This is a genomic window from Actinomadura sp. CNU-125 (genome assembly GCF_001942465.1).
GTDB lineage: Bacteria > Actinomycetota > Actinomycetes > Streptosporangiales > Streptosporangiaceae > Spirillospora.
This window is the reverse complement of the sequence record NZ_MKJY01000111.1, coordinates 57,631-73,377: the sequence shown is the minus strand read 5'-3', so window position 1 is coordinate 73,377 and position 15,747 is coordinate 57,631. Positions and strand designations below refer to the sequence as shown.

Below are 15,747 nucleotides of genomic sequence, written 5' to 3'. Positions count from 1 at the left end.
GATCCCGGTACCGGCCGGTTCGACCTCACGTCATAGCCTCAGGGCATGACCGCGCCGCCCGACATCGACTCGCTGCGGCTCCTCGTCCTGGTCGCCGAGCAGGGCAGCCTCACCGCCGCGGCGGCCGAACTCCGCATCAGCCAGCCGTCCGCGAGCAAGCGGCTGTCCCGCCTCGAACGGCGGCTCGGCCTGCGGCTCGTCGACCGCACCCGCCGCGGCTCCGCCCTCACCCCCGCCGGACGGGTCGTGACGGGCTGGGCGCAGCGCGTCCTGGACGACCTCGCCGCCCTCACCGACGGCGCCGAGGCGCTCCGCCGCGAACGCACCGGACGGCTCACGGTCGCGGCCAGCCTCACCGTCGCCGAGCACCTCCTGCCCGCGTGGATCGGCGAACTCCGCCGCGACGACCCCGACCTGCACGTCGGCATGCAGGTGACGAACTCGTCCCGGGTCTGCGAACTCGCGCGGCACGGCGACGTCGACATCGGCTTCATCGAGTCGCCCGGACGCCCGTCCGGTCTGCGCAGCCGGGCCGTCGCGGGCGACCGGCTCGTCCTCGTCGCCCCGCCGGGGCACCGCTGGACGCGGCGCCGCCGTCCCGTCCTGCCCGCCGAGGTCGCCGCCACCCCGCTGATCAGCCGCGAAGCCGGATCCGGCACCCGGCAGGCCGCCGCCCAGGCGATGGCCGCCCACGACCTCGACCTCGCGCCGCCGCTCCTCGAACTCGGCTCCGGCACGGCCGTCCGCAACGCCGTGGCCGCGGGCGCCGGACCCGCCCTGATCAGCGAACTAGTCGTGGGCCCCGACCTGGCCGCCGGAACGCTCGTTCGAGATCCCCATCGAGGGCATGACGCTGGAACGGTCCCTGCGCGCCGTCTGGCGGACCGGCACCACCCCCACCGGCCCGGCCGCGGCCCTCCTCGCCCGCGCCGTCCGCCGCCCCGCCGCCCGCACCTGACCGTCCGCCGGACATGCGCCGGCGGGGTGTCGCCCGAAACGGGGGCCGAGGCGGCGATCCTCCTCGCGGGCCTCGCCCGCCGCGCACGCGCGAACGGCCTGCGCCTGTACTGCCGGTGGGCGCTCTGACCGGCCCCGTCCCGCGTCAGCCGCCCATTCCGCCGAGGACGGTGTCGATGTGGTGGTCGAGGACCCGTTTGGCGACGTCCGGGGAACGATGCCCCAGTGCGACGTCGACGCCGAGGCCGGTGGCGAGCGTCCAGCAGATGTCGGCCGCGATCCGGTCGTCGTCGCGCGCGGCCGACCCGCGGTCGTGGCGGGCGGCGGCGATGAGGCCCGCCGTGAACGACACCAGCTCGTCGTCGCCCGGCGCGAGCACGGCGGCCATGGCCGGGTCGGACACCGCCTGACCGAGCACCGCGACGGAGAGCCGGAGCAGCCGCAGGCCCTCCTCGTCCCTGGCCAGGATCGCGTACAGGCATTCGCGCAGGATCGTCTCCGGGTCGCCTTCGGCGCCCGCCGCCCGGATCGAGGTCTCGATCCGGGCGTTGAGCGCCCGCACCGCGCGGGCGACGGCGTCCGACACCAGCTCGGACCGCGTCGCGTAGTAGTGCTGGACCTGCCCCATCGACACGCCCGCCTCGGCCGCGACCTTCCGGAGCGTCACGCTCTCCAGGCCGCTGCGGACCGTCAGCGACCAGACGGCCTCCGCCAGCCGCCGCTTGCGCTCCTCGTGATCGACGACCTTCGGCACGCGCCCTCCCTTTCGCAATGCGGTCGCATTGCAACCGCACTCCCCGGCGGTTACCATGCAGATGCATTGTAACGAGCCCGGGAGGTTCCGATGAAGTTCGACGCACTGCAGATCGCCGGGATGCTCCTTCTCGTCCTCGGCGCCCAGGGAGCGATCCGGCTGCTCATCGACCACGACGAGACGGGCCTGCTCGGCGGGATCCCCGGCGGGTTCCCCGCGGCCCTGACCGGCTACCTCGCCGCGACCGTCGTCGGCGCGCTCCTCGCGGGATGGGCGCACGGCCGGGCCAAGGCCCTCGGCCGACGCAAATGACCCGGCCGCGCCCGCCCGCGCGGCGGTTCCGATCATCGCCGAACGGCCCATCGCGCGCAGACGTCGTCCGCGACCGGCCGGGGAAGGACCCGGGCGCCCCCGAGAGGCCGCCGGCTCCGGCACGCCGGCCCGTCGCCGCGCCATCGTCATCGCGGTCCGGAGCGCCGCGCTTGCGGGCGTGGCCGAGGTAGGTGACGACGGGCGGGCCGTCCGGATCCAGGACGACCCCGGCCATGGACGCCACGCCGTCGTCGCCGATCTCGCCGCGGCGGCGGGCGAGCACGGTCTTGACCAGGCCGGCGACGCTCGCGGGCTTGAAGCCGCAGACGCCCTCGGGGTGCAGGCCGTGACGCCGGAAGAGGGCCTCGACCTCGGACGGGCGGCGCAGCCGGGCGCTCGCGTAGCGGCCGGGCGGCATGATCCGGGTCCACGGGAGGCGCTGGAAGGCGCCCAGGTAGACGAGCTTCGCCGGGACGGTCCGGTTGACGGTGTCGTACACGAGCGCGCCGCCGGGTTTGAGGGCGCGCGCGGCGCGCTCCACCACGCGGTTCGGGTCCTCGGTGATCTCGAAGGTGTCGGCGACGTACACGAGGTCGAAGGAGCCGGGCGGCGCGTCGAACTCCTCGGCCCGCGCGGTGCGGTGCGCGATCGCGAGGTTCTGCGCCGTGGCGATGTCCGCGGCCATGCGCGTCGCCGCCTCGGACGGGTCGAGCGCCGTCACGTCCAGGCCCGCCCGTGCCAGTCCGCGCGGCAGTACGCCGTGGCCGCCGCCGAGGACGAGGGCCCGGCCCCGCGCGGGCCCGTGTTCCGCGAGGTAGGCCATGCGCACGTCCTGGAAGGCGACGGCGCGCAGGCGGCGCCCGTCGATGGCCTCCGGGCGGGTCGAGTCGAGTTCGATGATCGGTGCGGTGCCCATGCCGGACGTCCTCTCCATCGTGAGTTCCTTAAGGATACCCATTGAGTTCCTTGAGGGAACTTCGGGTAGCCTGCCGGGTATGACCCGCACCCCGCTGTCCGACGCGGCCTGCTCGATCGCCCGCGCGACCGACCTGTTCGGGGACGCCTGGACGGCGCTGATCATGCGCGACGTCCTGGCCGGGATCACCCGCTTCGACGACCTCGCCCGCGACCTCGGCATCTCCCGCAAGGTCCTCGCCGCACGGCTCGCCCGCCTGGTGGAAGAGGACGTCCTCGTCCGCGAGCCGTACCAGGACCATCCGCCGCGCGCGCACTACCGGCCGACGGACAAGGGCAAGGAGCTCTACCCGGTCCTGCTCGCGCTCATGAACTGGGGCGATCGCTGGTACGCGGGAGAGGCGGGCCCGCCCGCGCGCGTCCACCACCGCGACTGCGGCCACGAGACCACGCCCGTCCTCGCCTGCGCGCACTGCGGCGGCCAGCTCACCGTCGACAACACCGACCAGCGCCCCGGCCCCGGAGGCCGCATCGGCCCCGCCACCCGAGTCCTGGGCCCCCTCCTCCTGGCACGCGAACAGGCAGCTACAGACTGACTCCGCCCCCCGATGCTCCATAACGTGCCCGAGTAAGTCCTCAAGGGGAAAGACGGGTCGCTCTCGTACGCGGAAGGTCTTGGGAGGTGTCTTCTGGGAGGGGGGCGAACCCGTCTTAGGTCGGTGTTCGTGCGGATGAATCAGCCTTCCGGCGGAGGACCGACATCATCTTCTCGGCGGATTCGGACCGGCCCGAATTCGCAGACGATGGGAAGAATGGAGTGGGTCACTGAGGGGGTCCGGGGGCTGAGCGACCTGCCCTTCCCGTTGCTGCTGGCGGTTGCGGGGGTGCTGGCGTTCGCCGAGTCCGGCCTGGGCGTCGGGTCGGTCGTCCCGGGGGAGACGGCGGTCGTGATCCTCGGTGCCGCCGCCGCCGATCCCGTCCGCTATCCGGCGATGCTCGTGATCGTCGCGCTGGGCGTGACGGCGGGCGATCATGTCGGGTACTGGCTGGGCCGGACGAACGGCGAGCGGATGCGCGAGACGCGCGCGGTGCGGCGGCTCGGCGTCCGGCACTGGGACCGCGCCACGGGGGCGCTCCGCCGGTACGGCGCGGCCGCCGTGTTCGTCACGCGGCTCGTCCCGGTCGTGCGGACGCTGACGCCCGCCGCGGCCGGGGTCGCGAACGTCCCGTACCGGCGGTTCCTCCTCGCCTCGCTCGCCGGATCGCTCCTCTGGTCGGCGGTGTTCGTCAGCCTCGGCGCGTTCGCGGGCGCCTCCGCGTCCCGGCTGGAACAACTCCTCGGCTGGGGCGCCTGGATCCTGTTCGGCCTGGTCGCGGCCCTGATCGTTGTGGTTCTCGCCGTCCGCCGCCGCGCCCGCGCGAACCGCGACGCCGCCGAGGACGAACCGGCCGACGCGGTCGACGAGGCGCCGAGCCCGGGGGCGGACGAGACGCCGAGCGCCGAACCCGTCGAGGCGGCGGGCGGGGAGTTCGACGACGTCTCGTGTCCGGACCGCGCGCCCGCCTGACGCGGCGCGGGCACGTGCCGGGCCCGTGCCGGGGCCGGATGTCGCGTGCGGCCGGTTTCCCCTGCTCGGGGGCACTGCGGAGTGACATGTGGGTGTCCCGAGGGTGTGCCTGTGCGGGCCGGTCGGCCATAGAGCCGCCGGAACGCGCAGCGTAACTTCTCCGTTGCATGTGGTGATGCGACGGGAGGCGACCGATGACGAACGGTGCGACGGGCACGCGGCTCAGCCTGGGGACGGACGCCGCGCGGAACCTCGCGACGACCACCAAGACGCGGCCGCAGATGCAGGGCGTCTCGCCGCGGTGGCTGCTGCGGGCGCTCCCGTGGGTGCAGGTTCCCGGCGGGACGTACCGGGTGAACCGGCGGCTCGCGTACCAGGTGGCGGACGGACGGGTGACGTTCGTCAACACGGGCGCGCGGGTCCGGGTGATCCCCGCGGAGCTCGCGGAGCTGGCGCCGCTGCGGGGATTCGCGGACGCGCGCGTCCTCGAAGTGCTCGCGGGACGGTGCGTGCAGGCGGAGTACGCGGCCGGTGACGTGATCGCGGAGGCGGGGCGCCCCGCGGACCGGGTGCATCTGATCGTGCACGGGAAGGTCGTCCGGCTGGGGGACGGCGCGTTCGGGGAGCCCGCGCGGCTGGGGACGCTGGCGGGCGGCGAGTACTTCGGCGCGGAGGCGCTCACCGACGGGGACGCGGTGTGGGGCGCGACGGCGAAGGCGGTGACGGGGTGCACGGTGCTGTCGCTGACGCGGGAGGCGTTCGCGGAGGTCGCCGGGAGTTCGGCGGCGCTGCGGGAGCAGGTCGAGCGGTTCGCCGAGTCGGGGCCGCCGAAGGCGAACAAGCGCGGTGAGGCGTCGATCGAGGTCGCGGCCGGGCATTCGGGGGAGCCGCGGCTGCCCGGGACGTTCGTCGAGTACGAGGCGGGGCCGCGCGAGTACGAGCTGAGCCTGGCGCAGACGGTGCTGCGCGTGCACACCCGCGTGGCGGATCTCTACGACAAGCCGATGGACCAGGTGGAGCAGCAGCTCCGGTTGACGATCGAGGCGCTGCGGGAGCGCCAGGAAAACGAGATGATCAACAACCGCGACTTCGGGCTCCTGCACAACGTCGATCCGCGGCAGCGGGTCACGACGCGGGGCGGCCCGCCCGCACCGGCCGACCTGGACGAACTGCTGGCGCGGCGGCGCGGCACGCGGGTGCTGCTCGCGCACCCGAAGGGGATCGCGGCGTTCATGCGCGAGTGCACCCGCCAGGGCGTCTACCCGGGGCGGGCGGAGGTGGACGGTGTCCGGGTGACGGCCTGGCGGAACGTGCCGCTGCTGCCGTGCGACAAGATCCCGGTGAGCGGCACCGGCGTCAGTTCGATCATCGCGATGCGCACCGGCGAGGACGACCAGGGGGTCATCGGCCTGCACAAGACCGGCATCCCGGACGAACGCGAGCCGGGCCTGTCGGTCCGGTTCAAGGGCGTCGACGACCGGGCGATCAGCTCGTACCTGGTCGGGGTGTACTTCTCGGCCGCGGTCCTCGTGCCGGACGCACTGGGCGTCCTGCACGAGGTCGAGACGCTCCGCTGACGCCTCAGTCCCGGTACCAGTCGCCCTCGCTCGGCAGCGCGCGTTCGACGTAGCTTCGCAGGTCGGCGGCGACGGGGTAGCGGGCGTCGTCCTCGTGGTCCCACACGAGGACGTCGCCGCGCGGCGCGTCGTCCGGACGAACGCGAACTGGTCGCCGCCGCCGTTGTCGCCGAAGAACAGCAGCGGGTCGAACGGCTCGTACAGCTCGGCGAACGACTCGTCCGTCCGAAACGCCAGGTTGTCCTCGACGATCCGCTCCAGGGGCCAGACGACGTCGAGGCCGTACGGTCCGAGGAGGCCGTCGGTTTCCCGGAGCAGGTCGCGCAGGACGGGCGGGAGCGGCGCGCCGAGCCGCCGTTCCGCCGCGTCCAGCGCGGGCCCGCCTACCGGGGGACGGAATTCGGTCCCGGGGTACGTCCGCTCGGCCAGCTCTCGCCACATGCGGGCAAGACTAGGCGGCGTCCTCGCAGAGGGCGGTGTCGAGGGCTTCTTGCAGGTGCGAGCGTCCGGAGTCGCCCAGTTCGGGGCCCACGTTCGCCATGACGGTGGCGCTCCGCCCGTCGCCGGTCGTGCCGCTGAAGCCGGTGAAGCCGATCGTTTCGCCGCCGTGCCCCCACAGGTACCCGCCGCACGACAGCGGGACCCGCATCAGGCCGAGCCCGTAGTCGTCGCTGACCCCGGTGATCGTGGTCATCTCCCGCAGGGTTCCGGGGCGCAGCAGCCGCCCGTCGAGGAGGGCGGCGTAGAACCGGTTGAGGTCGGTCCCGCCGGACGCCATGCTCCCGTTCGCGAACGCGGCGGACGGGTTCAGCCACGTGCGGTCGAGCAGGGGCCCGTCCGTGCGGACGTAGCCGTGGGGGTGCGGCCACGGCAGTGCGGCCGAGTCGCGGGGGGCGCGGGTGCCGTTCAGCCGCAGCGGTTCGAGGATGCGCCGTTCGACCTCGTCGCCGAGCGGGCGGCCGGTGACCTCCTCGACGATGAGCCCGGCGACGACGTAGCCGGTGTTGGAGTACGCCCAGTCGGTGCCGGGCTCGAAGCCCGGCGGGCGGCCGAGCGCGAGGTCGAGCAGTTCCCGGGGCTCGTAGTGGGTGAAGGGGTGTTCGACGACTTCGTCGATGCCGAGATCGTCGAGGTAGTCGGGCAGCCCGCTGGTGTGCTGGAGCAGGTGCCGGACGGTGATGTTCCGCCCGTCGTTGCCGTTGCCCCGCACGACGCCCGGCAGGTAACGCTCGACGGGCGCGTCCAGGTCGATCCGCCCGTCGTCGACGAGCTGCAGCACGACGGTCGCGGTGAACGTCTTGGTGATGCTGCCGATCCGCCAGTGGCTCCGCTCTGGCATCGGGGCGCGGGTCCGCACGTCGCCGACGCCGCTGGTGAGCACGGTGCGTCCGTGCCGGTCGCCGACCTCGGCGAACGCGCCGGGCGCGCCGTCCTCGGTGGTGATCGTGTCCAGCAGCCGCCGGAGTTGCGGCCGGTCCCCGCCGGCGGCGGCCGCGGGCACCGCGGTGCCCGCGGCGGACACGCCGACGAGGCCGAGTACGGCGATCGCTTCGCGCAGCATGGTGTCTCCTGTCGCTCGGGAGATCGTCACGCTACGAGCGGCCGGTGCGGACGGGCGTCCCGCCGGGGTAGCGACCCGGTTCTCCCTCGCGGGGACGGCACCGCGCGTCCCGTCCGGTCCCGCCGGGTGATCGCGGCCAGGTTTCAGGTACCGCGTTTCAGGTACCGCGTTCGGCGCGCCAGCGGTCGATGAGCACGGGCAGTTCGCGGAACATGTATCCGTAGAAGTCGCGCATCTCGTGCAGGCGGCGGGCGGCGGGCGTGTCCTCGCCCGCGGCGTCGATGCCCTGCTCGGCGGCCTCGAACATCGCCTGCACCATGCCGTTCTGGGACGACATGAGGGTGGCCCAGGCCCCGTCGCGCATCCGGTGGTGCTCGCGGCGGCTGCCCGGCGCGGGCGCGCGTTCGATCAGCCCGACGGTCGACAGCATCTTGATCGCGCCGGACACCGAGCCGGAGCTGATCCCGAGCCGCTCGGCGAGCTCGCCCGCGGTGACGCTGTCGGCGTCGGCGAACATGAACGCGGCCAGCACCCGCGCGGTGGACTTCTGCAGCCCGCCCTGCGTCAGTACCAGCGCCAGTCGTTCCGCCGCCTCGGTCGTGTCCGCCAAGGTCGTCCCCCTTCTCATCGGCGTATACGGAATCTTAACAGCTCTGAGTCTTCAGAGATTTCTGAAAATAGTGCTAACGTCGTCGGCATGGACACGGTGATCGACATCGACCGGCTGACCAAGACCTACGGTTCCCGGCGCGGACTGGACGACCTGACGCTGCGGGTGCGGGCGGGCGAGGTCCTCGGCTACCTCGGCCCGAACGGCGCGGGCAAGTCCACGACCATCCGCCTGCTGCTGGACCTGATCCGCCCGACGTCCGGGACGGCGCGCGTCCTCGGCCTCGACCCCCGCGCGGACGCCGTCGAGCTGCACCGCCGCACCGGCTACCTCGCGGGCGACTTCGTCGTGGACGGGCGGCAGCGGGCGGGCGAGTGCCTGACGTTCCTCGGCAACCTGCGCGGCGGCGTCCCGGCGCGGCGGATCACCGGGCTCGCCGACCGCCTCGACCTCGACCTCGGCGCCCGGGTGAAGAGCCTGTCGAAGGGCAACCGGCAGAAGGTCGGCCTGGTCCAGGCGTTCATGCACGACCCCGAACTGCTGATCCTGGACGAGCCGACGTCGGGCCTCGACCCGCTCGTGCAGCAGACGTTCCTCGACATGGTCGCCGAGGCCCGCGACGACGGCCGGACGGTGTTCATGTCGAGCCACATCATGAGCGAGGTCGAGGCCGTCGCCGACCGCGTCGCGATCGTCCGCGCGGGACGGCTCGTCGCCCTCGACACCGTCGCCGCGCTGCGCGCCCGCTCGGCCCTGCGGGTCCGCGTCACGTTCGCCGCCCCGGTCCCCGCCGAGGAGTTCGCGCTCCCCGGCGTCACCGACCTCCGGGTGGACGGGACGGTCCTCACGTGCGCGGTCGAGGGCTCGCCGGACGCGCTCGTCAAGGCCGCCGCCCGGCACACGGTCGTCGGCCTGCACGCCGACGCGCAGGACCTCGACGAACTGTTCCACACCTACTACGCGCAGGGCGAAGCCGCCCGCGCCGCCTGAAGGGCGTCACGATGGCCACCATCGCAGGCGGGGTCACCCGCTCACTGTTCACCGCGAACATGTTCTCCAAGACCCTGTACGACAACCGGCGCGTGTTCGCCGTCTGGGCCCTGGCCACGGGCGCGCTCGCGACGATGTACGCGGCGTTCTACCCGCAGATGACGGCGGACACGGCCGCCTCGGTGCCGGACGCGATGAGCGGGTTCGGCCTGGACGACATGTCGTCGGCCGCCGGATACCTGCAAGGCCCGGTGTTCGGCCTGCTGGTACCGCTGCTCGCGGTGTTCTACGGCGCCGCGACCGGCGCCCGGATGATCTCCGCCGACGAGGAGAGCGGCCACCTCGACCTGCTGCTCGCGCACCCCGTCGGCCGGATCCGGCTGCTCCTCCAGCGGTTCGCCGCGCTGGCGGTGGGCGCGGTCGTGATCGCGGCGGCCGTCCTCGCCGGGCTGCTCGCGGTCCGGACGAGCGCGGGGCTCGGCACCGTGAGCGCGGGGGAGTTCGCGGCGCAGGCCGTCCAGCTCGCCCTGCTCACGCTGCTGTTCGGCGCCCTCGCCACCGGCCTCGGCGCGGCCACCGGCAGGGGACGCGCCACGGTGTTCGGCGTGACCGCCGGGATCGGCGTCGCGGCCTACGCCGTCAACGGGTTCGCCCCGCAGATCGGCGCCGACCGGCTGCGCGAGCTGACGCCGTTCCACTACTACATCGGCGGCGAGCCGCTGAAGAACGGCCTGCGGCCGGTCGACGCGGCCGTCCTGGCCGCCGCGACGCTCCTCGTCATGGCCGTCGGCGCGTGGCGCTTCACCCGCCGCGACCTGGCCCGCTGACGCGCGCCCTCCGGTCCGGCGGCCCGTCCGCCCGGCACCCGTCCCGTCCCGCCGCCGGCGGGGCGGGACGCCGCCGCGCGGGTTCAGGCGGCGCTCCACCGCGGGTCCCGGCCGGACGAGCCGAGGGCGCGCTCGAACGCGGAGGCGGCCGCGTCCACCGGCACCGGGTCGGCGAAACCGTCGTACTGCCGGTACAGCTCGCCGTGCTCCTCGACGACGCCGAGGACGAACTCGCCCGCCTCCGGCGAGATCCGGACGTCCTCGCCGACGGTCCGGGCGACGTCCCAGCCGTGCACGGCCATCTCCTTGATCACCATCGAGGCGACGTCGACGGCGGGCGCGGAACCGCCCCCGAAGTCCACGTCGCCCTCCCACACGGCCGGGTCCGCCCAGGCGGCGACGGCGCGGTCGAGCTGGGCCGCGTACTCCTCCGCCCACGAGGCGCCGACGGTGAAGTCGCGTTCGGTCAGCTCGTCCGGGAGCTGCGCGCGCAGCGCCCGGTGCTCCAGGCCGTGCGAGGTGTACAGCACCCAGTGGTTGACGAGCGTGCGCAGGTCGTAGCCCGCGCACGGGGTCGGGTCGCCGAGCCGGTCCGGTCCGGCGGCCGCGACGGCACGGGCGATGCGCGCGGCCTCGGCGGCGCATTCCTTCATATGTGCGTGATGGCGCTCGATGTCGTTCATGTGTTCGACCGTAGGGTCGCGCGGCGGCCCGCCTCTTGGAGAAAAGCGCCAATATGCTGGGCACATGGGCGAGTTCGGACGAGGCGTGCTGTACCCGCAGGAGCACGCGCTGAGGGTCGACATGCGGCGGCGCCCGCCCGGCGCGGACCTGCGGCCGTTCGTGGAGCACCACTGGCACGTCCGGTGGCGGGTGCGGGAGCCGTACGACACGAAGGTGCTGGCGCACCCGAGCGTCCATCTGGTGTTCGAGGAGCCGGAGCCGCTGGTCTACGGCGTCGACCGCGACCTGTTCGTCCGGCGGTTGACGGGGGAGGGGCAGGTCCTCGGCGTGAAGTTCCGGCCGGGGTGCTTCCGGCCGCTGGCGGGCCGCCCGGTCATCGAGCTGGCGGACGGCAGGTTCCCGGCCGCGGAGTTCTTCGGCCCCGAGGTCCGCGCCGCGTGCCGCGAGGTCCTCGGCACGTCCGACACCGATCTGATGGCGACGGCGGCCGAGGAGTTCCTGCTGCCCAGGCTGCCCGCGCCCGACCCGGTCGCGCCGAGGTCGCCGAGATGGTCGAGCGGCTCACCGCGAACCCGGCGGTGTTCCGCGTCGGCCAGGCCGCCGAACTGCTGCACGTCTCGTCCCGCACGCTCCAGCGGCTCTTCGCCGAGTACGTGGGGGCGAGCCCGAAGTGGGTGCTGCGGCGGGCGCGGCTGCACGAGGCCGCGACGCGCGCGGACCGGGGCGACCCGGTCGACTGGGCCGCCCTGGCCGGTGAGCTGGGCTACTACGACCAGGCGCACCTGGTCCGCGACTTCACGGCGGCGGTCGGGGAGCCCCCCGCCCGCTACGCCCGCTGATCCGCGGACCGGCGCGCGCGGCCGGGTCGGGCGTCAGGCCGTCGGCTCGATCTCCCGCCGGACGACCTTGCCCGTGGCGTTGCGCGGCAGCGGCTCGGTTGTGAGGCGCCACCGCGAAGGCACCTTGAAGTACGAGAGCCGCTCGCGGGCGAACGCCGCGATCTCCTCCTCCGCGGGCACCGGGTCCGCGAAGACGACCACCGCCATGACCTCCTGCCCGAGGTCGGCGTGCGGGACGCCCATGACGACGCACTCGCGCACGCCCGGGAACTCGGCGAGGACGTTCTCGATCTCCGCCGGGTACACGTTCTCGCCGCCGCGCAGGATCAGGTCGGAGCGGCGGGTGGTGAGCCGCACCCGCCCGTTCTCGAGCATCCCGATGTCGCCGGTGTGCAGCCAGCGGTCCGCGCGGATCGCGCGGTCGGTGGCGTCCCGGTCGTTCCAGTAGCCGAGCATGTTGTAGGCGCTGCGGACGCACACCTCGCCCTCGACGCCCTCCGGCAGCGCGTTGCCGTCCGGGTCGCGGATCTCCATCCGGACGCCGATGATCGGGCGACCGAGCGTCCCGGGGGCCTCGGCGAGGTCGGCGGGCGTCGCGGTGGCGACGCCGGTGCACGACTCGGTTAGGCCGTAGCTGTCGACGAGCGCGTCCTTGGCGGGCGGGAAGACCTTCCGCAGCCGCTCCTTGAACGCGGGCGACGACGGGGCCGTGGCCAGCGAGAACGCCGTCAGCGACGACAGGTCGTACTTGGCCGCGCCGCCGTGCTCGACGATCCGGTTCGCCATCGTCGGCACCGCGCCCCAGTTCGTGACGCGTTCGCGCTCGACCAGCGCGAGGACCGCGTCCACGTCGAACCGTCCCTCGTGCATGATCACGGCGGAGCCGGTGGCGAGCCGCGGGACGGCGAGGTTGTGCAGGCTCGCGATGTGGAACAGCGGGAGGACGAGCAGGTAGCGGCGGTCGGCGGGGTCGCCGGGGACGCCCATCGCCCGCATCATCGCGTCGTTGAACCGGTGGTACTCGATCACGACGTGAGGTTGCGGTGCGTGTGGACGGCGCCCTTCGGCCGTCCCGAGGTGCCGCTCGTGTAGAGGATGACCGCCGGGTCGTCCTCGGCGGCCGCCGGCACGCCGAGCCCGTCCAGTGTGGCGCCCGGGTACCGGACGGCCAGGGCCGGGACGTCGTCCTCGACGGTCAGCACCCGGACCCCGGTGGTGCGTTCGGCGCGCTTGGCGTCGGCGATGACGAGGACCGGCTCGGTGTGGCCGAGCGCGTACTCGATCTCGGCGGGCGTCCACCAGGCGTTGTAGGCGACGACGATGCCCCCGGCGGCGAGCACGCCCCAGAACGCGAGGATCCACTCGGGGGAGTTCGCGGCGTTGATCGCGACGCGGTCGCCGGGCCGCACGCCGTGGTCGTCCCGCAGGGCTTTGGCCAGGGACGCGGCCTGCGCGGCGTGCTCGGCGAAGGAGATGCGGCGGGTCGCGGTGACGATGTAGTCGCGGTCGCCGTACGCGGCGGAGCGGGCGAGGACGGCGGGCAGGTTGGCGGCCCGTCCGGTGAACACCGGCAGCCGGGCGCCCAAGACCTCCTCCTCGCGGAGCTCGAACTCGCCGCCGGGGCCGGTCAGCCCCTGCACGATCTCCATCGCCGTCGTCATAGGTCCTCCTCGCTGGCCTCGCCGCAGATTCTCATCAGTGTGACCGGAGGCACCAGAACATTCCGGTGAGCGGGACCGATGGCGTGTTCGCGCGGTCGCGCAGCGGATTCCCGGTGAGCGGGACTGGGGGACGCGGGTGGGCCGCGTCACATCACGATGGCCGCTACCAGCACCGGATGGCCGCTACCAGCACCGGGACGCCGAACAACCGCGGGAGCAGCATGGGAACCCTCGACGAGAAAGTCGCCATCGTGACGGGCGCCGGGCAGGGCGTGGGCCAGGGCATCGCGCTGGCGCTGGCGTCGGAGGGCGCCACGATCGCCGTGCTCGGACGGACCGAGGCCAAGCTCGACACGACGTGCGGGCTCGTGCGCGAACGCGGCGGACGCGCCGAGCCGTTCGCCTGCGACGTGGCCGACACCGACGCGATCCCCGGCCTGGTGGACGCGATCGCGGAGCGGCTCGGCGGTGTCGACATCCTCGTCAACAACGCCTACTCGGGGAAGTACGGGCCGCTGCTGGAGATGAGCGACGCCGACTTCCGGAAGGGCTTCCAGACGGGGCCGTTCGCGGCGTTCGCGTTCATGAAGGCGTGCCATCCGCTCATGAAGGCGCGCGGCGGCGGCAGCATCGTCAACCTCGTCACCTCGGCGATGGTCCGCTGGGACCCCAAGACCTACGGGGCGTACGCGGCGGCCAAGCAGGCGCTCCGGTCGCTGACCAGGACGGCCGCCGCCGAGTGGGGCCCCGACGGCATCCGCGCGAACTCGATCGCGCCGCACGCGCTGTCGCCCGGCCTGAAGCGGTGGGCGGACGCGTTCCCCGAGGCGGCCGAGGAGTTCCGCAAGACGATCCCGCTGGGCTACATCGGCGACTGCGAGCAGGACATCGGCCGGGCGGTGCTCGCGCTCGTCCAGCCCGACCTGCGCTACCTGACCGGCGCCACGATCCCCCTGGACGGAGGCCAGGCCTTCTTCGGCTGACGCTCTTCGGCCGACGCTCGCCGTCCCGAGGACCTCTGCCACCGGCGGATCCCGCCCCCCGCCACACCACCCCATTCACTCCAAAAGGAGACGACCGATGAAGGTCCGCAAGATCGGGCGCCTCGCGGCGGGCGCCCTGGCGATCGCGATGGTCGCGTCGTGCACCACCGAACGATCGGGCACCGCGATGATCCAGGGCGGCGGTGCGGACGGCGGCGGGCAGGCCGCCGCGTCCGCCGGGAAGTTCGGGACGCTCGCGTCGCCGTGCGGCCCGGGCGACGCGAAGGGCGCCACCGACCAGGGCATCACCGACGACGCCATCACGATCGGCTTCGGTGACGACCGGGGCTTCGCCTCCGCGCCGGGCCTGTCGAAGGAGATGGGCGACGCGGTCTCGGCGATGATCGAGTGGTGCAATGAGCAGGGCGGCATCAACGGCCGCAAGATCAAGGGCAACCAGTACGACGCCGCCTACACGCAGTCCGCGCAGGTCATGCAGGAGTCGTGCAAGCAGGACTTCATGCTGGTCGGCCAGGGCTTCGCGATGGACGAGGCCGCCGAGCAGTACCGGGTGGCCTGCAAGCTGCCGACGGTCGCCGGCTACACCGTCGGCCCGAACGCGGCGATGGGCCCGATGAAGTACGAGGCCGTCCCGTACCCGGTGGACATGCTGAACGTCGGCGGCCCGGTCATCGCCGGGAAGCTCTTCTCCGACTTCAAGGAGAAGACGGACGTGCTGCTGTCCACGTCGCCCGCGGTGACGACGGGCGTCAACAAGGTCGCGTCGGCGCTGAAGGGCATGGGCGTCGAGCCGATGGAGTGCGGCGTCCGGCTGAACGACGCGGGCGAGAGCAGCTACATGCCGTTCGCGGAGAAGATCAAGAAGTGCGGCGTCGGCTACATGTGGTCGTCGGAGACGCCGGACCCGGGCCAGTTCAGCCTGCTGGAGTCGGTGCAGCGGGCGGGCGCGGACCCGAAGTACCTCCTTGAGGCCACCTGGTACAGCACCAAGGTGTCGGAGTGGAACAAGGGCGGCGCGGGCGACGGCATCCACGTCGCATGATCTTCCAGCCGTTCGAGAACGCCGACAAGGTCCCGGCGGTCAAGCAGTACGTGGACCTCGTCGAGAAGAGCGACGGCAAGGTCGCGCTGCTCGGCATGCAGGCGACGTCGGCGTTCCTGCTGTGGGCGACGGCGGCGGACGAGTGCGGCTCCGACCTCACCCGGCAGTGCGTGATCAACGAGCTGTCGACGATCCACGAGTGGACGGGCGGCGGGCTGCACGCGCCGACCGACCCGGGCGCCAACAAGCCCGCCGAGTGCGCGCTGATGGTGAAGCTGACCGGCGACGAGTGGAAGCAGGTCTTCCCGAAGGAGACCGGCGAGTTCGAGTGCGGTGAGGAGTTCGTCGTCGAGACGGACCCGAAGACCTGGGGCGCGGAGCTGAACGACGACCGGATCTCGAAGAAGTTCCTGACCGACGACGTCATCAAGCCCAAGACGTCCTGA

Annotated in this window: 17 protein-coding genes and 2 pseudogenes; 11 read left to right on the top strand and 8 right to left on the bottom strand. The window is 73.3% G+C overall.

The annotated features are described in order from the left end of the window. Positions 1-45 precede the first annotated feature (45 nt). Positions 46-1,086 (top strand): LysR family transcriptional regulator, encoded by a 1,041-nt coding sequence (locus BJF79_RS14735; protein ID WP_262402016.1) that lies wholly within the window; start codon positions 46-48, stop codon positions 1,084-1,086. Between the two features lie 16 nt (positions 1,087-1,102). Here BJF79_RS14735 and BJF79_RS14730 read toward each other — a convergent pair whose 3' ends face one another. Next, on the bottom strand, positions 1,103-1,711 hold the full coding sequence (locus tag BJF79_RS14730; RefSeq protein ID WP_075897945.1) for a TetR/AcrR family transcriptional regulator: 609 nt from the start codon (positions 1,709-1,711) through the stop codon (positions 1,103-1,105). A gap of 163 nt (positions 1,712-1,874) precedes the next feature. Then, entirely contained in the window at positions 1,875-2,957 is a 1,083-nt protein-coding gene (locus BJF79_RS14720; protein WP_262402015.1) for a class I SAM-dependent methyltransferase, read from the bottom strand. A 61-nt stretch (positions 2,958-3,018) separates the two neighbouring features. On the opposite strand from BJF79_RS14720, the gene BJF79_RS14715 reads away from it, so the two are divergent. The 3 genes from BJF79_RS14715 to BJF79_RS14705 all read left to right on the top strand — a co-directional run bounded on the left by BJF79_RS14715 (position 3,019) and on the right by BJF79_RS14705 (position 6,083). Next, on the top strand, positions 3,019-3,534 hold the full coding sequence (locus BJF79_RS14715; RefSeq protein ID WP_075897939.1) for a winged helix-turn-helix transcriptional regulator: 516 nt from the start codon (positions 3,019-3,021) through the stop codon (positions 3,532-3,534). Positions 3,535-3,750: 216 nt separating this feature from the next. Next, a complete protein-coding gene (locus tag BJF79_RS14710) occupies positions 3,751-4,506 on the top strand; it encodes a DedA family protein (RefSeq protein WP_075897937.1) in 756 nt (251 codons plus the stop codon). A gap of 194 nt (positions 4,507-4,700) precedes the next feature. Then, positions 4,701-6,083 (top strand): family 2B encapsulin nanocompartment shell protein, encoded by a 1,383-nt coding sequence (locus BJF79_RS14705; RefSeq protein ID WP_075897935.1) that lies wholly within the window; start codon positions 4,701-4,703, stop codon positions 6,081-6,083. 150 nt (positions 6,084-6,233) lie between these two features. Here the strand turns inward: BJF79_RS14705 and BJF79_RS66860 are convergent. From BJF79_RS66860 to BJF79_RS14690, 3 genes and pseudogenes are all read right to left on the bottom strand, one after another. Continuing rightward, a pseudogene (locus BJF79_RS66860) lies at positions 6,234-6,524 on the bottom strand (SMI1/KNR4 family protein); the annotation flags it as partial. A 10-nt stretch (positions 6,525-6,534) separates the two neighbouring features. After that, positions 6,535-7,644, bottom strand: coding sequence for a serine hydrolase domain-containing protein (locus BJF79_RS14695; protein ID WP_075897933.1), 1,110 nt, complete (start codon positions 7,642-7,644; stop codon positions 6,535-6,537). 157 nt (positions 7,645-7,801) lie between these two features. Next, complete coding sequence (locus BJF79_RS14690; protein ID WP_262402014.1) at positions 7,802-8,254, bottom strand: GbsR/MarR family transcriptional regulator; 453 nt, start codon at positions 8,252-8,254, stop codon at positions 7,802-7,804. An 87-nt stretch (positions 8,255-8,341) separates the two neighbouring features. On the opposite strand from BJF79_RS14690, the gene BJF79_RS14685 reads away from it, so the two are divergent. Further along, complete coding sequence (locus BJF79_RS14685) at positions 8,342-9,244, top strand: ABC transporter ATP-binding protein (protein ID WP_075897929.1); 903 nt, start codon at positions 8,342-8,344, stop codon at positions 9,242-9,244. A gap of 11 nt (positions 9,245-9,255) precedes the next feature. Then, a complete protein-coding gene (locus BJF79_RS14680; RefSeq protein ID WP_075897927.1) occupies positions 9,256-10,071 on the top strand; it encodes an ABC transporter permease subunit in 816 nt (271 codons plus the stop codon). 83 nt (positions 10,072-10,154) lie between these two features. On the opposite strand, the gene BJF79_RS14675 is transcribed toward BJF79_RS14680, so the two are convergent. Beyond that, positions 10,155-10,754, bottom strand: a complete 600-nt coding sequence (locus BJF79_RS14675; protein WP_075897925.1) for a TIGR03086 family metal-binding protein — start codon at positions 10,752-10,754, stop codon at positions 10,155-10,157. On the opposite strand from BJF79_RS14675, the pseudogene BJF79_RS65565 reads away from it, so the two are divergent. Beyond that, positions 10,744-11,091, top strand: a pseudogene (locus BJF79_RS65565) (DUF6597 domain-containing transcriptional factor); the annotation flags it as partial. The gene BJF79_RS14675 and the pseudogene BJF79_RS65565 overlap by 11 nt on opposite strands. 212 nt (positions 11,092-11,303) lie before the next feature. Beyond that, the gene (locus tag BJF79_RS59890) at positions 11,304-11,594 is read left to right on the top strand and encodes a helix-turn-helix domain-containing protein (protein ID WP_262402013.1); all 291 of its coding nucleotides are present in this window, start codon (positions 11,304-11,306) and stop codon (positions 11,592-11,594) included. Positions 11,595-11,627: 33 nt separating this feature from the next. Here the strand turns inward: BJF79_RS59890 and BJF79_RS59885 are convergent, their stop codons facing one another. Both BJF79_RS59885 and BJF79_RS59880 read right to left on the bottom strand, forming a co-directional pair. Continuing rightward, complete coding sequence (locus tag BJF79_RS59885; protein ID WP_262402012.1) at positions 11,628-12,623, bottom strand: class I adenylate-forming enzyme family protein; 996 nt, start codon at positions 12,621-12,623, stop codon at positions 11,628-11,630. Next, entirely contained in the window at positions 12,620-13,255 is a 636-nt protein-coding gene (locus tag BJF79_RS59880; RefSeq protein WP_262402011.1) for an AMP-binding protein, read from the bottom strand. The genes BJF79_RS59885 and BJF79_RS59880 overlap by 4 nt, the downstream gene beginning before the upstream one ends. 65 nt (positions 13,256-13,320) lie before the next feature. On the opposite strand from BJF79_RS59880, the gene BJF79_RS14660 reads away from it, so the two are divergent. The 3 genes from BJF79_RS14660 to BJF79_RS59875 all read left to right on the top strand — a co-directional run bounded on the left by BJF79_RS14660 (position 13,321) and on the right by BJF79_RS59875 (position 15,747). Further along, positions 13,321-14,238 carry an SDR family NAD(P)-dependent oxidoreductase gene (locus BJF79_RS14660; protein ID WP_262402010.1) on the top strand — a complete coding sequence of 306 codons (918 nt, stop codon included), beginning with the start codon at positions 13,321-13,323 and terminating at the stop codon, positions 14,236-14,238. A 97-nt stretch (positions 14,239-14,335) separates the two neighbouring features. Next, a complete protein-coding gene (locus tag BJF79_RS14655) occupies positions 14,336-15,301 on the top strand; it encodes a hypothetical protein (RefSeq protein WP_262402009.1) in 966 nt (321 codons plus the stop codon). Beyond that, positions 15,298-15,747, top strand: a complete 450-nt coding sequence (locus tag BJF79_RS59875; RefSeq protein ID WP_262402008.1) for a hypothetical protein — start codon at positions 15,298-15,300, stop codon at positions 15,745-15,747. Before BJF79_RS14655 ends, BJF79_RS59875 begins: the two co-directional genes overlap by 4 nt.

Bases quoted from the DNA above. Each gene is read 5' to 3' on its own strand.
- BJF79_RS14735 (WP_262402016.1), top strand. From the start codon at position 46: ATGACCGCGCCGCCCGACATCGACTCGCTGCGGCTCCTCGTCCTGGTC.
- BJF79_RS14720 (WP_262402015.1), bottom strand. From the start codon at position 2,957: ATGGAGAGGACGTCCGGCATGGGCACCGCACCGATCATCGAACTCGAC.
- BJF79_RS14715 (WP_075897939.1), top strand. From the start codon at position 3,019: ATGACCCGCACCCCGCTGTCCGACGCGGCCTGCTCGATCGCCCGCGCG.
- BJF79_RS14710 (WP_075897937.1), top strand. From the start codon at position 3,751: ATGGAGTGGGTCACTGAGGGGGTCCGGGGGCTGAGCGACCTGCCCTTC.
- BJF79_RS14705 (WP_075897935.1), top strand. From the start codon at position 4,701: ATGACGAACGGTGCGACGGGCACGCGGCTCAGCCTGGGGACGGACGCC.
- BJF79_RS14695 (WP_075897933.1), bottom strand. From the start codon at position 7,644: ATGCTGCGCGAAGCGATCGCCGTACTCGGCCTCGTCGGCGTGTCCGCC.
- BJF79_RS14685 (WP_075897929.1), top strand. From the start codon at position 8,342: ATGGACACGGTGATCGACATCGACCGGCTGACCAAGACCTACGGTTCC.
- BJF79_RS14680 (WP_075897927.1), top strand. From the start codon at position 9,256: ATGGCCACCATCGCAGGCGGGGTCACCCGCTCACTGTTCACCGCGAAC.
- BJF79_RS14675 (WP_075897925.1), bottom strand. From the start codon at position 10,754: ATGAACGACATCGAGCGCCATCACGCACATATGAAGGAATGCGCCGCC.
- BJF79_RS59890 (WP_262402013.1), top strand. From the start codon at position 11,304: ATGGTCGAGCGGCTCACCGCGAACCCGGCGGTGTTCCGCGTCGGCCAG.
- BJF79_RS59880 (WP_262402011.1), bottom strand. From the start codon at position 13,255: ATGACGACGGCGATGGAGATCGTGCAGGGGCTGACCGGCCCCGGCGGC.
- BJF79_RS14655 (WP_262402009.1), top strand. From the start codon at position 14,336: ATGAAGGTCCGCAAGATCGGGCGCCTCGCGGCGGGCGCCCTGGCGATC.
- BJF79_RS59875 (WP_262402008.1), top strand. From the start codon at position 15,298: ATGATCTTCCAGCCGTTCGAGAACGCCGACAAGGTCCCGGCGGTCAAG.